This window comes from Streptomyces sp. NBRC 109706, from assembly GCF_000974485.1.
In the GTDB taxonomy this organism is placed as follows: Bacteria; Actinomycetota; Actinomycetes; order Streptomycetales; family Streptomycetaceae; genus Streptomyces.
The window spans coordinates 1-13,285 of the sequence record NZ_BBOM01000011.1 but is presented as its reverse complement, the minus strand read 5'-3'; the positions used below and the strand labels follow the sequence as shown (position 1 = coordinate 13,285).

At 69.8% G+C, this 13,285-nt stretch carries 12 protein-coding genes and 1 tRNA gene; 6 read left to right on the top strand and 7 right to left on the bottom strand.

Going from position 1 to position 13,285, the window contains the following annotated elements:
- Positions 1-5: 5 nt before the first annotated feature.
- Both AOM46_RS24775 and AOM46_RS24770 read right to left on the bottom strand, forming a co-directional pair.
- On the bottom strand, positions 6-239 hold the full coding sequence (locus tag AOM46_RS24775) for a chaplin (RefSeq protein WP_062215290.1): 234 nt from the start codon (positions 237-239) through the stop codon (positions 6-8).
- Between the two features lie 179 nt (positions 240-418).
- Complete coding sequence (locus AOM46_RS24770) at positions 419-1,756, bottom strand: M20/M25/M40 family metallo-hydrolase (protein WP_062215288.1); 1,338 nt, start codon at positions 1,754-1,756, stop codon at positions 419-421.
- A 138-nt stretch (positions 1,757-1,894) separates the two neighbouring features.
- On the opposite strand from AOM46_RS24770, the gene AOM46_RS24765 reads away from it, so the two are divergent.
- A tRNA-Leu gene (locus AOM46_RS24765) sits at positions 1,895-1,979 on the top strand.
- Here the strand turns inward: AOM46_RS24765 and AOM46_RS24760 are convergent.
- The 5 genes from AOM46_RS24760 to AOM46_RS24740 all read right to left on the bottom strand — a co-directional run bounded on the left by AOM46_RS24760 (position 1,945) and on the right by AOM46_RS24740 (position 6,885).
- Positions 1,945-3,621 carry a recombinase family protein gene (locus AOM46_RS24760; protein ID WP_078857168.1) on the bottom strand — a complete coding sequence of 559 codons (1,677 nt, stop codon included), beginning with the start codon at positions 3,619-3,621 and terminating at the stop codon, positions 1,945-1,947. The two genes, AOM46_RS24765 and AOM46_RS24760, sit on opposite strands and share 35 nt — an antisense overlap.
- Positions 3,618-3,809 carry a hypothetical protein gene (locus AOM46_RS24755; protein WP_158920623.1) on the bottom strand — a complete coding sequence of 64 codons (192 nt, stop codon included), beginning with the start codon at positions 3,807-3,809 and terminating at the stop codon, positions 3,618-3,620. The genes AOM46_RS24760 and AOM46_RS24755 overlap by 4 nt, the downstream gene beginning before the upstream one ends.
- A gap of 159 nt (positions 3,810-3,968) precedes the next feature.
- Positions 3,969-4,868: a site-specific DNA-methyltransferase gene (locus AOM46_RS24750; RefSeq protein ID WP_062215284.1), complete on the bottom strand. Its 900-nt coding sequence runs from the start codon at positions 4,866-4,868 to the stop codon at positions 3,969-3,971.
- Entirely contained in the window at positions 4,865-6,019 is a 1,155-nt protein-coding gene (locus tag AOM46_RS24745; RefSeq protein WP_062215282.1) for a site-specific DNA-methyltransferase, read from the bottom strand. The genes AOM46_RS24750 and AOM46_RS24745 overlap by 4 nt, the downstream gene beginning before the upstream one ends.
- Positions 6,016-6,885, bottom strand: a complete 870-nt coding sequence (locus AOM46_RS24740) for a DNA methyltransferase (protein WP_062215279.1) — start codon at positions 6,883-6,885, stop codon at positions 6,016-6,018. The genes AOM46_RS24745 and AOM46_RS24740 overlap by 4 nt, the downstream gene beginning before the upstream one ends.
- 1,532 nt (positions 6,886-8,417) lie before the next feature.
- On the opposite strand from AOM46_RS24740, the gene AOM46_RS24735 reads away from it, so the two are divergent.
- The 5 genes from AOM46_RS24735 to AOM46_RS24715 form a co-directional block, all read left to right on the top strand.
- Positions 8,418-9,248 carry a hypothetical protein gene (locus AOM46_RS24735; protein WP_234313987.1) on the top strand — a complete coding sequence of 277 codons (831 nt, stop codon included), beginning with the start codon at positions 8,418-8,420 and terminating at the stop codon, positions 9,246-9,248.
- Positions 9,239-9,604 carry a pilin gene (locus tag AOM46_RS24730; protein WP_062215275.1) on the top strand — a complete coding sequence of 122 codons (366 nt, stop codon included), beginning with the start codon at positions 9,239-9,241 and terminating at the stop codon, positions 9,602-9,604. The genes AOM46_RS24735 and AOM46_RS24730 overlap by 10 nt, the downstream gene beginning before the upstream one ends.
- Before the next feature lie 6 nt (positions 9,605-9,610).
- Positions 9,611-11,383: a hypothetical protein gene (locus tag AOM46_RS24725; protein ID WP_158920621.1), complete on the top strand. Its 1,773-nt coding sequence runs from the start codon at positions 9,611-9,613 to the stop codon at positions 11,381-11,383.
- Between the two features lie 14 nt (positions 11,384-11,397).
- A complete protein-coding gene (locus AOM46_RS24720) occupies positions 11,398-12,537 on the top strand; it encodes a PrgI family protein (protein WP_067226567.1) in 1,140 nt (379 codons plus the stop codon).
- A 300-nt stretch (positions 12,538-12,837) separates the two neighbouring features.
- Positions 12,838-13,285, top strand: a 448-nt coding sequence (locus tag AOM46_RS24715; protein ID WP_158920619.1) for a transposase, incomplete at its 3' end; no start/stop codon positions are given.

Sequence of the window (13,285 nt, the reverse complement as noted above, 5' to 3'; positions counted from 1 at the left end):
TGGCTCTAGTTGTTGACGCAGACGTTGCCGAACGTCGGGTTCAGCAGACCGATCACGCTCACGGTGTTGCCACACACGTTGACGGGCACGTGGATCGGCACCTGAATGGTGTTCCCCGAGATCACACCGGGCGACTTGGCGGCAGCGCCGACGGCGCCGGAGTCCGCGACGGCGAGCCCGGCACCGGCCAGCGCCAGACCGCTGGCGGCAGCCGCAGTGGCGACGACCTTCTTGATCATTAATTCCTCCTCATGGACAACGCGGGTCCCAGCCGGGGACCGCATGTGTTGCAACGAGAAGGCCAAAACAAGGGCACGAAACCTCGCGATCATTCACCTGACCTGAGGAATTCCGCACGCCCGACCGATTATTGACCGGCCGGACGCGCGGTTGGCCCCTCCTACCCGATCAGCACTGGTCAGCACTGGTCGATAAAGCGATCGAGCACCCGCACGCCGAACTGGAGGCCGTCGACCGGCACCCGCTCGTCCACCCCGTGGAACATGCCGGCGAAGTCCAGCTCCGGTGGCAGCTTCAGCGGGGCGAACCCGAAGCCCCTGATGCCCAGATCGTCAAAGGACTTGGCGTCCGTACCCCCGGAAAGCATGTACGGCACGGCGCGCGCCACCGGGTCCTCGGCGACCAGCGCGGACTGCATGGCCTCCACCAACGCTCCGTCGAAGCTCGTCTCCAGGGCCTTGTCGCTGTGGATGTCCTCCCGCCGCACCCGGGGCCCGAGCACCCGGTCCAGATCGGCCAGGAACTCCTCCTCGAAGCCGGGCAGGAAGCGACCGTCCACGGCGGCCGTCGCCTGGCCCGGGATGACGTTCACCTTGTAGCCGGCGTCGAGTTGGGTGGGGGCCGCGGTGTTCTGGAGGGTGGCGCCGATGATCTTGGCGATGCCACCGAGCTTGGCGAGCGTCTCCTCCATGTTCTCCGGATCGAGCGGGGTGCCCAGCGCGTCGGACAGTTCGTCGAGGAAGGAACGCACCGTCTTGGTCACCCGGACGGGGAACCTGTACCGGCCCAGCCGGGCCACCGCCTCGCACAGTTCGGTGATGGCGTTGTCGTTGTTGGTCATCGAACCGTGCCCGGCGGTGCCGTCCACGGTGAGCCGCATCCAGTGCATGCCCTTCTGGGCGGTCTCGATCAGATAGAGCCGCAGATTCTCGTTGACGGTGAACGAGAACCCCCCGACCTCGCTGATCGCCTCGGTGACGCCCTCGAACAAATCGCGGTGGTTGTCGACGAGATACCGGGCCCCGTGGATCCCGCCGGCCTCCTCGTCGGCCAGAAAGGCCACCACGATGTCGCGCGGCGGCTTCCGGCCGGTGCGCAGCCGGTCGCGCACCACGGCCAGGGTCATGGCGTCCATGTCCTTCATGTCCACGGCGCCCCGGCCCCAGACACAGCCGTCCGCGATCTCGCCGGAGAACGGATGGTGCGTCCAGTCCTCGGCGTTGGCCGGAACCACGTCGGTGTGACCGTGGATCAACAGCGCGGGCCGGGACGGGTCCTCGCCGGCGATGCGCGCCACGGTGGAGGCCCGACCCGGCTGCGACTCGAAGATCCGCGGCTCAAGCCCGACCTCGGCCAGCTTCTCCGCCACATACTCGGCGGCCACGCGCTCACCGGGGCCGGAGCCGTCCCCGTAGTTGCTGGTGTCGATACGGATCAGATCGCGACAGAGATCCACGACCTCCCGCTCCGCGGTGCCACGGACGCCGCCGTCCCGGTCGGGGCTGGTCTCACTCACGCTGCCTCCTCCTGCGATGCCTCCCCTCATCCTCCCTCCCCGCCCCCACCTTCCCCAAGCCCCGCCCCCGATCACCCCCGCCGACCTTTGCTATGGTTTCCCACGTCAACGTGGCCATCGGCCACGCACACACCTGTTGTCCGGGTGGCGGAATGGCAGACGCGCTAGCTTGAGGTGCTAGTGCCCTCTTATGGGCGTGGGGGTTCAAGTCCCCCCTCGGACACGGACTTTATCCCCAACTCGTGCGGGTCGAGGCTAGCCGCGACCCGCACGAGTTGTTTCTCGGGCTGGTAAGTCAGGGTCAGGCCCAGACTCCGGTAGACGTCGGCCTTCGCCTCCGGGTCCGCGGTGGCGAGGGTCTCTCTGATCGATCCGAGCGGTTTGATCATGCGGTGGATCTCCTCCCTGGTCATCCTGCGCTGTGCGGAGACCTTGCGACTCCGCGCGGCGGCTTCGGCTCGGCGGGCCTGGACCTCAGCGGTCCAGGCGGCGACGAGCTTGGGGTCGGTGCCGGCTTCGAGGGCTTCTCGGTAGCGGGCGAGCTTGGCATCGCAGTCGGCGATCACCCGTGCGGCGCTCTCGGCAGCCGGGGCAGGGGTGATGTCGGGCTGGGCGGTCTGCATCCGATCGATGGTGTCGGCCAGGCGGTCGGCAGCGAAGGCACCGGCGAGCCAGTCGTCGAGCCGTGGCAGGAGATCGGCCTCGTTGAGGTAGACGTTGCGCGGGTGGTCGACGGTGTTGGCCAGGGAGTACTCGTTGGGGAAGCGGCAGCGGTAGTACAGGCGCAATTTGCTCTGCTGGCCCTGCATTCGCCGGTTGCAGATGCCGCAGCGGAGCAGTCCCCGGAACACGTAGGGGTGCCGGGTGGTCTGGCGTTCGCGGTGCTTACGGCCGGTTCCCTTGCCGGCGAGCATCTGCTGGACCGCTTGGAAGGTCTCCATGTCGATCAACGGTTCATGGACGATGCTGGTGGACCAGACCCAGGTCTCCTTGTCGTTCCAGCGCAGCTTCGTCTCGTGGCCCAGGGCGACGTTGTCGACGTCGATGAGGACCTCGTCCTTGCGCTGCTTGTTCCACACCTGATGGCCGGTGTAGCGGGGGTTGGTCAGGATCACGCGCACCGCTCCCTTGGACCAGGCGACGCCGCTGCGGTGGCGGTTGCGGGCCCGGTCGTGGGCCGAGGGGCAGGGGATGCCGGCCCGGGTGAGGGCTTCCGCGATGGCGTACAGCCCGCGTCCGGCGCTGTAGTGGACGAAGATCCGTTGGACGACCGCAGCGGTGTCCTTGTCGGGCTCCAGGCGATGGAGGCGACGTCCGTCGGCGGCCTTGGTGGGATTGGGGTGCGCTCCGGCGTCCGCGAGGCGGTACCCGTACGGGGGACGTCCGCCGAGGAAGCGGCCTTCGAGTTTCGTCTGGGCGGACATCGCGGTGCGCACCCGGATCTTGATCCGGGTGCGTTCACCCTTGCTCATCCCGCCGAAGACGGACATCACCATGTCGTGGGCTTCAGATTCGGGGTCCACGGGACCGCCGACCTCCGGCACCCACAGGGGCACTCCGTAGTGGGTGAAGATGGGGAACGTCAGGCCGAACTGGTTGCCGTAGAAGGCACGTTGCGGCTCGCCGATCACCACGGCGTCGAAGCTACGGTGGGGATCCTTGAGGGCGTCCAGCAACGCGGCGGCACGTGGCCTGCGCGCCCAGGGGATCGACCGGGACTGTCCGGAGTCGAAGAACTCCGCCACGATCTGCCCATGCGCCCCGATCAGCGCCTCGGCTCGGGTGATCTGCCAGGCACGGGAAGACTCCGGATCCTGGAGATCCTCCGTGGAGCATCGCCCAGCGAAAGCGAACCTGGTCGTCATGCAGCCCTCCTTTCCGACTGATGTGCCCCGGTGTTCTCGTCACCGAGGCCGTGTTCTCCCGGTCTCCTGGTGCGCCGCTGGTGGGCGATCCGCAACAGCCGCAGCAGCGCACGGGCCGCCACCGGGTTGAGCACCGGAGGCTGATCGGGCACCAGAACGGTCAGTTCCTCGGCCGACCGATTGGTCATCGGTCGTGGCTGCTCGTCGTGGTCACCCACGGGCACCATCCGGAAGTGCAACACCCGTTCTGTCCGGATCTCCGTAGAGGGCCCCGGAGCCTACAGCAGGCCGGGCGAAAAAGGAGGCCTCATCTAGATATGTCACGAGCGAGGGGTGGTGGCGGGCCGTCATGCCTTCGCGCCTCTCCTCTGCTGTTCGCGCTGAGGGCGTTGGCGGCCCGTGCGGGCGAGGGCGATGTCGTGGTAGTCGGGGCGTAGGTCGATGCCGAGGTAGCGGCGGTGGAGGCGGTGGGCGGCCAGGGCGGTGGTGCCGCTGCCGGAGAACGGGTCGAGTACGAGCCCGTTGTCCGGGCAGGCGGCGGCGATGCACCGTTGTGCGAGGTCCACGGGGTAGCTGGCGGCATGTGAGCCGGCGCCCCGGCTGACCGACAGGGTCCACACATCCCCGCTCGGGGCCGCCTGGCTGTCGTAGTGGTAGCGGCGGTTCTTGGTGAGGAGGAAGAGTGGTTCCCAGCGGCGGGCGGGTCGGTCGGCTGCCGGGTCGGGCAGGCACGCGGTTTTCGCCCAGGCGATCTTCGAGCGGAGCAGCCAGCCGTCGTCCTGGAGCGCCAGGATCAGCCGTTCGGGTAGGAGCAGCAGGCTCTTCTCGGGAACGGGCCGGCCGTTGATGAGGTTCTGGGCCGGGTGTCGGGTGCGGCCGGCCTTGGTCAGCTCTCGCCAGGCCGGGCGGGCGCCTCGTTCCCCGTGGAGACCGTCCTGGTGGGAGGAGCGGCGGACGGCGGTGCGTTGGGAGTAGCTGTCGGCGAGGTTGAGCCAGAGCGTGCCGTGCGGGGCGAGCACGCGGTGCACTTCGGATATGACGGTCCGGAGGGTGTCGAGGTAGTGCTGGGGTGTCGCCTCCAGCCCGTACTGCCCGTCGATGTCGTAGTCGCGGGTCCAGTAGTAGGGCGGGGAGGTGACAACGCAGTCGGCCAGGTTGTCGGGCAGTTCGCGCAGCGCGGCGAGCGCGTCACCGACCAGCAGTCTGATCCGGTTGTCTGCGTAGTGCTCCCGGGGCGGTGGCGTCATTCGGGCCGCTCCGTTCGGTCACAGTGTGCGTCGGATCTGCTCAGGCCGAGGCGGTCCAGGGCAATGGCGTGGAAGTCGTCACGCAGGTCGATACCGACGTAGGAGCGGCGGAGTTGGCGGGCGGCCAGGCCGGTGGTGCCGCTGCCGGAGAACGGGTCCAGGACGACTCCGTCCTCGGGGCAGCCGGCGGCGATGCACCGCAGCGGGATGTCGACGGGGAACGCGGCGAAGTGCGCGGCTTTCAGCGGTCGGGTGGGCAGCGTCCACACGTCGCCGGGGTTCTTGCCCCGGGGGTGCACGGAGGTGTGCTTGCGCCCGGTGGGCCGGAGCCCGGCGCCGGGTCGTTCGATGAAGGAACCGGTGTCGGTGTATTTGGCGGCCTCACGAGCGCTTGAGCGGCGGCGGGCGCTATGGCCAGCATGGGCCCGGCGGCCGGCATCCACGCCCTGTGCCTCAGCGCGGGCGAGTGGTTCGCGGATGGCGTCCAGGTCGAAGAAATAGTGGCGTTGCTTGACGAGGAGGAACAGCAGCTCGTATCGGCAGGACAGCCGGTCCGTGACCGACTGCGGCATGGCGTTGGGTTTGTGCCACACCACCGCGTTGCGCAGGATCCATCCGTCGCGTTGCAGGGCGAAGGCCACTCGCCAGGGCAGGCCGTGGAGGTTCTTCTGTGGCAGTTCACCGGTGCGGTCGACGGCGGCGTGCCGCACGCTGTCCCGTAGCCGTCGGGCCGATGCGCGGCTGGTGAGGGTGCTGGTGCCCATCGGTTCGGCGGTGCGGCCGGGGGGTGTGGTCGAGTAGGAGTCGGCCAGGTTGAGCCAGAGGGTGCCGGTGTCGGACAGGACGCGGTGGAGTTGGGCGAAGACCCGTCGCAGGTTGTCGATGTAGTCGTTGAGGGTGGGTTCGAGTCCGCACTGCTGGTCGTGGCGTGCGGCGCCGCAGCGCCGGCAGACGCGCGGGCTGCCACCAAGGACGTGCGGGCAGGCCGGGTCGCCGCCGGTCCAGGTGCCGGTGCCGTAGTCGCGCAGGCCCCAGTACGGGGGTGAGGTGACGACGCAGTCCGCGCTGCCGTCGCGGAGTTGAGCGAGGACGTCCACGGCGTCGCCGGTGTAGAGGGTGATCCGGTGGCGGTCGAAGTACGGGGGCGTCACGCGGCGCCTCCCACCAGTTCGCGAACGCTGCGTTCGGGGCGGGCCAGCAGCCGCTGCGGGATGGGCGCGTCGGCCGGTGGTTCGGCGGCAGCGGCCTGGGTGGAGAGGTGGGGTGAGCGGAAGACCAGCACGTCGTGGTGGGCGGTCAGCGCGATGGGGTGGCCGGTCAGGCGCTCGGTGCGGGCCACGGCCCGCTGTTGCGCCCTGCTCACGCGGAGGGCCAGTTCGCCGTGGCGCAGCGGGACTTGCAGCGCGATGCAGCGCCCGATAGGGACGAGACGGGCGGCGAGGGCGGCCCGCTGAACATGTCCGGGTCCGTCCAGCAGGTAGCCGAGGCGACGCTGTGGGCGGGCGACGACCACCAGATGCGCGCCCGGTTTGAGCACGTCCCGGGACCAGGCCAGCATCTCGGTGAGCCGGTCTCCGCGCGCGCCGCTGCCGTCGGCGGGGTGGCGCCAGGCGGTCAGGATCAGGTCGGCGCTGCCAGTGAGGTCGCCGGCTCGGCTGGTGGGCAGCACCATCCCATCGGCTGCGGCGCCTTGGCGTTTGGCGGCGGTGAGGTTGGCACGGGCCAGGGCCCACCAGCGGCGGCCCCGGGCAACGCCGACGGCGTGGCGCCCGCAGTGCAGGGCTTCGACCAGGACTGTTCCGGCGCCGCAGTCGGGGTCCAGCACCATGTCGCCGGGCTTGGTCAAGGCCCGGACGGCGTAGGCGGCTGTGGCCGGCGGGACGCGGAGGTGATCCCGCTCGGTGTCCGGGAGGTAGCCGTGCTCGACCAGGTGCGTGCCTCGTTGGCCGGTCGGCCAGACCACCGGCATCGCCCCTCGGCTCGGCACCTCGGAGGCCACCGCGGGCAGTTCGGGCAACGGGTGCCAATTCAACGGCCCACCCCCGTCCGACTGCCGGCGGCGGCCACGCGGGTAAGGAGCAGCAGTTCGGTATGCGCCCCTGCTCCGACGTCAGTTGCCGGTGAAGCTCCGGAGGGCACTTCATTGGTGGCTGCCAAGAAGGCAATGCGGTCGAGCAGAGCCATCTCACCCCGGCCTGAGAGGTGCGCCAGCAAACGACTTGCGGGGCCTGGGGATCTCCTGGATATGTCACTTTGGGTTATGACGGCGAGGATGCCGTTGGGAACCAGCAGGTCGTCCCAGGCCACTCTCGTGGCCCAGTCGGCCGGCTGTGAATCCACGGGAGTGATCACGAGGGAGTAGCGGTCGGCGGCGCCCACGGCGACCGACTGCCCGGACCGGTCGGGTCGGTGGTCGGTCGGCCCGAGGGGAGAGACCAACGGAGCCGATACCACCAGTCGGGGTCGGTATCCGGCGGCGGGCTGGGGAGCGCTGGAGTCGGTAGGACTCGGGTAGGTGAGGGCGCGTACGTCGGCGGGTCGGTTGAGTCGGGACAGCAACTCGGCGGAGGCCAGCAGGCTGGCGAGGGTTCCCCCTTCAGCATCGCCGGCTTTCGCCCCCGACGCGCGATCGGGTGCCGGCGGAGCGAGGAGGAGCACGCGACTTCCACGGCGGGAGTAAGTAGTGGCAACGCGGTGAACGGCCGCTTCCAACCAAGCGGGCCGGGGCGGGGAGGGCGCGACCGCGCGCTGTTGGGGCAGAGGCCACACGGTGGCTGGGCGTCGGCGGAAGTGACGCAGTGGCGTCGAGCCGTCGTGGCTGTGCGTACCGTCGGACGGAAGATTGTGCTCAGGGCCTGAGGTCATGCGGCCTTCCAAGGTCGGTGGAGGATTCAGACACTCAAGAGGCCGGAATCTGGGCCGTTTTTGGACACCGACTCCCGGACTTTTTCAAGTGGCCTCGACGCCCGCAGCGGAAGGACCAGTGGACGAGCTGAGCCAACCACTCCCTCTCGCTCCCGGCCGCCATCCCTTTCCGCGCACCAATATGCCGCATCGCTGCTGCTCTCCCGAAAGAAATAGGGTCCCCTCTTCCGGGAGATCCCACAAGGCGGGCCAGCAGGGCTGCGGACACGACGCTTCCGCCACTTAAGACAGGGTGACGCGCCACTTAAAGCCGCAGCTCAAACACCATTTAAGCGGCCCCACAGGCACGCGGCCCACCGCCTCGGATGTACCTCGATTCCCGCCTGAGAGCCTTGCTCTTGTTCAGCTTCCTTTAAGTGATTCGACACCCTGCAAGCCGATCTTCTTGTTCCGCGTTGTCGTTTCCTTGTCTCTTTCTTGTCGCCGGGATGCATTGATTTGGGCGTCATTTCTCGACCGTGAGAAGGGGACGCTCTGATGAGAGCTATACCGTCAACTGATCGGGCTGCGGCCGGAGCCCGGGAGCTTCCGCTGGATACCGCGCGGGTGTGCTTCGGCTGGTTGGTGACCGGGCCGAGGCCGTTGGCTTTGGATGTACGTGCCGTTCGCGGGCTGCCCAACCGGGTGCTGCCGCTGGACGAGTTGCGCGACCGGTTGATGCGCCGCAGTTGCCCGAAGGCGACTCGCGATGCGGTGTGGACCGAGCTGGTGAAGCGGGCGCGCAGCGAAGGGGCGACCTGGACGCTGGCGTGCACCGGGATGGCGCTGCCGGCACTCGTTTCGACCGCTCGGTGGCTGACATCCCGCTACCCCGGTGATCCGTTCGATGTCCAGGCCGAGGTTCTGGCGGGGTTCATCGGAGCCATCGCCACCGTGGACATCGACCGGCCGCAGGTGTTGCCACGGCTGCGGTGGGCGGCCTACCGGGCCGGGATGGCCGCGTTGTTCGAGGCGCTGGACGCACCCACCCCTGTGCCGCCCGGCTTTCGCTCCACGCCGCCCGCGCCCCCGTGGGGTCACCCGGACCTCGTCCTGGCACGGGCGGTCCGGGAGGGAGTGCTGACGCGGACCGAGGCGGATCTGATCGGCTCCACCCGACTCGAAGACGTCCCGGTCGGTCGGTGGGCGGCCGACCACCAGGTAACCGTCGCGTCGGCCTACAAGGCCCGCCAACGCGCCGAGCGTCACCTGACCGACTATCTGCGCCAGCCTGCCGACCCGGGCGACTCCACCGACCCGGTCGCCGACCACGTCGCCGCCGAGTTGAGCCGCCCGCCGGCCGAACAGGCCTCACAGCAAGTAGTCAATCTCCGGAGTCGTGCGCGAACTGAGCAAACGAAGAAAGTTGCTCGTGCGGTGTCCAAAAAGGACTCGGATTCCGGCCTTCTCCAGTGCGGGCGAAGCACGCCCGACCGACCGGAAACCGAGTCCTCGGAGGTACCCCGATGCGCCTGATACCCCGGCTTTCCCTCTCACTGCGGCGTCGGCACAAGCTGACCATCGTCGCCGCAGTGATCGCCCTGCCCCTGCTGTTCGCCTCACCCGCGACGGCGCAGCCGCTTCAGGTTCTGGCGGCGGAGGACTCCTTCGAAGGGGTCCTGGGCAACGTCCGGAACTGGATCATGGGACTCGCCGCCCTGCTGGCCACGGTGATGCTCTCGGTCGGCGCGGTGATCCGCATGATGGCCACCGGTGACCCGGGTGAGATCGAGCGCTCCAACAGGGCCTTCAAGTCGGCTGGTTGGGGCTACGGGATCGCGGCGCTCGCGCCGCTGATCGTGGCCGTCCTCCAGGGAATCGTCGGGGAGTAGTCGACGATGCCCCGCGCCCAGCCCCCGAAACGACGCCGCCGCACGGCCAGGCGCCGAGGTCAACGTGCCCGCGCGCTGTGGGTGTTGGGCGCGGGGGCGGCTGTGGCGCTCCTCGGCCTCTTCGGCGACGGCCCCCAGCCCGACCCCACTGCGTCGTACGCCAGTTCAGCGGCACCGGTGGCGGCGCCCGCCTCCCCGTGTGACCCGGTGGAGGACTGGGACTGCATCCCGCAGCCGCTGCCCCGGGATCCCGATCCGGTGCCGGACGATCCGGATGGTGGCGAGGAGCGGGAGGAACCGGACACGCCGAGCGGGCCCGGTGGTATGGCGGGGTGGGTCTTCGAGGGCATCACCTCGGCGATCAACGCGTTCTTCGTCGAGTTGGCCGTCGCCGCGCTCAATCCGCTGCTTGAGCTGCTGGGCGAGACGCTGCTGACCACGCCGACCCCGAACGAGCTGCCGCATGTCGATCGTCTGTGGTCGAACTCCTGGTACATCGCGCTGTCCGCCTACACGGTCCTGGTGATGGCCGGCGGGCTCATCGTGATGAGCTACCAGACGCTGCAGACCCAGTACACCGTCCGGGAGATCGCTCCCAGGCTGGTCGTCGGCTTCCTCGCCTCCGCCCTGTCCCTGTTCTTCGCGACCCGGATGATCGTCCTGGCCAACGGACTCTCCGATGCCCTGGCGAGTCAGGGCATCGATCCGGATGCCCCCAGGGTCGCCCTGACCGACATGGTGTTGGGCGCGCTCGGCGATGCAGGCATGTTCACCATCCTGCTCGGCCTGGCCGTCGCCGGATTTCTGGTGGCGGTGTTGGTCACCTATGTGATCCGGGTCGCCCTGGTCACGATCATGCTGGCCGCCGCCCCGCTGGCGCTGATGTGTCACGCGCTGCCGGGGACCGAGGCGATCGCCCGATGGTGGTGGCGCGCGTTCGCCGGCCTGTTGGCCATCCAGGTCGCACAGTCCCTGACGTTGATCGCCGCCTTGAACGTCTTCCTGTCGAGCCAGGGATTCGCCTTCATCGGCTCCAACCCCACCGGGTTGACCAACATGTTGGTCGCCCTGGCCCTGCTCTACATCCTCTTCAAGATCCCGTTCTGGATTCTCTCGGCCACCAAGCTCACCTCGCTCGGCCCCTCGGCGGTCGGCCGGCTGGCCGGGGCCGTCCTGGCGTACAAGACCTTCGGCCTGCTGCGCGGGGGAGGCTCCGGCCCCCGCCCCGCCCCCGGGCGCGGCAGCAGAGGCAGTGGCCGTGGCCCGGGGCCCGGTGCCGGCCCCCATCCCAACACCCGACGGCATCGCCCACCCGCAGGAGGCCCGAACATGCCCGCGCATCTGCCGGGGCCGCAGCGTCGGCCACCTGGCCGCCCGCGCTTCCAGCAGCCCAACCAGCAATCCACTCCCCCGCCCTACCGAACCAGCCACGCCCCGGGCATGCCTCGCTTCCAGGCGCCGAACTCCCCGGGCTCACCCACCACTTCCCCACCTCCGCCCGCTGGACCACCCGGGCAGCCGCACTTCCGTGCTCCTGGCCAAGGCCAGCGCGCCCAGCCACGCGCCGGGCGGCCATCCACCGCACCCGGCCGCCCGCGCTTCCAGCAGCCCAACCCCCAACCCACCCCGCCACCACGCCAGTCCAACCGGCCACCGGCAGGAACCACCTTCCGCTCCCCCACCCCTCCGAGCGGCAACATCCCCGCGCCACCGCGCCGGCAGCCCCCGCGCCGGACCACGTTCAGTTCTCCGCCACCACGCCCGCCGAGGAATCCGTAAAAGGAGAGTCCACCATGAGCACCCCGGTACACATCCCGGCGGACGTCGATCGCGAGGACACCATCCTCGCCGGTCTCACCGCACGCCAAGTCCTCCTGCTCTCCGGCGCCGCGACCATCCTCTACGCCCTCTACACCGCCACCCGAACTCTGCTGCCCGTCGGCGCCTTCCTGGTCGCCGCGCTTCCCCTGGCCGGCGTCGCGGTGCTCCTGGCCCTGGGGCGACGGGACGGCCTGCCGCTGGATCGACTCCTGCTCGCCGCACTACGCCAACGCCTCTCCCCCCGCTACCGCATCGCCGCACCAGAAGGTGTGCAACCCGCCCCCGCCTGGCTCGCGGCCCGCGCCCACCCGGCCGACGAACCGGCCCAGCCCACCGGGCAGATCTCGCCCGCCCCGCTGCGGCTGCCAGCCCAGTCCGTCACCGAGGCCGGGGTCATCGATCTGGGCCGGGACGGCATGGCGGTGGTCGCCGTCTGCTCCACGGTTAACTTCGCCCTACGCACCCCCGCCGAACAGGAATCGCTCACCGCGGCGTTCGGCCGTTACCTGCACTCACTGACCGCACCGGTCCAGATCGTGGTGCGCGCCGAACGGCTCGACGTCTCCGCGCAGATCGCCGAGCTGCGCAGCGACGCTCCGCATCTCCCGCATCCCGCGCTGGAGCACGCCGCGCTCGAACACGCCGACTACCTGGAGCAGCTGCGGGAGACCAGCAACCTGCTGCGCCGCCAGGTCCTGCTGGTGATCCGGGAACCGCTGCGCACCACCGGGCCAGCCGATCTCTCCTTCGGCGGCCCGCGTCGGACGCCCCGGCGCGGCGGCCGGAACCGACAAGCGGAGGTCGGGAACGCGGCGCGGCGGGCCGGCGAAGCACGGTTGGCGCGCCGGGTGGAGGAAGCCTCCGAGCTGCTCGGGCCTGTCGGGATCACGGTGACACCGCTGGACGCGGGTCAGGCCACGGCCGTGCTCGCCGCCGCGTGTAATCCCGACAGTCTCATCCCGCCCTCCTCCGACATGGCCGGCGCGCATGACGTCATCACCACCACCGCCCCCGCCTACGAGGAGGAGACCGAGCAGGACACCCCCGAGGATCAGCCCCCGGAGGGAGCGCTCCACGACGCGGCGTGGAACGGCGGGGGTGGTGCGCTGTGATCCGCCAGCTGTTGGGCACCCGAACCGCCACCGACGCGGGCGGGGAGAGCGGGGCGTTCGCACCTGACAGTGAGGATGTACGTGAGCGTTCCCCGGCGGGGTCTGACCCAGCACCTGACTGACTCAGGGTCCTCAACGGGATCTGTCGGCTCTGTCCGGGGGACGCTCGCCCGCATCCGTCGGGCCGGGGGACGTGACTTCATAAGAGCCTGGCCAGAGGCCCCATCACTGTCTTGTCCGTCCTCCCGGCCGACGGGTGCCAACCCACCCGGTCGAATGGACAGGACGGCACACCCCACGATGTCACAGCACGAGGTCGAGGTCACCGGCGGCGTCGACACCCACAAGGACACCCACACCGCGGCCGCGATCGACTCGGCGGGCCGGGTCCTGGGCTCGGCCCAGTTTCCCGCCTCCGCGCTCGGCTACCGCAAGCTCCTGGCCTGGCTCCGGTCCTTCGGGGCCCTGCTGGTGGTCGGGGTCGAGGGCACCGGCGCCTACGGCGCCGGACTCGCCCGCCACCTGCGTGAAAGTGACGTGAGGGTGGTCGAGATCGACCGCCCGGACCGCAAGGCACGTCGGTGGCAGGGCAAGTCCGACCCGGTCGACGCCGAGGCAGCGGCCCGGGCCGCGCTCGCCGAACGCCGCACGGGAACACCGAAGTTCCGCGACGGGCGGGTCGAGGCCCTGCGGGCGTTGCGGGTCGCCCGCCGCAGCGCGGTCCAGCAGCGCTCGGACGTGCAGCGGC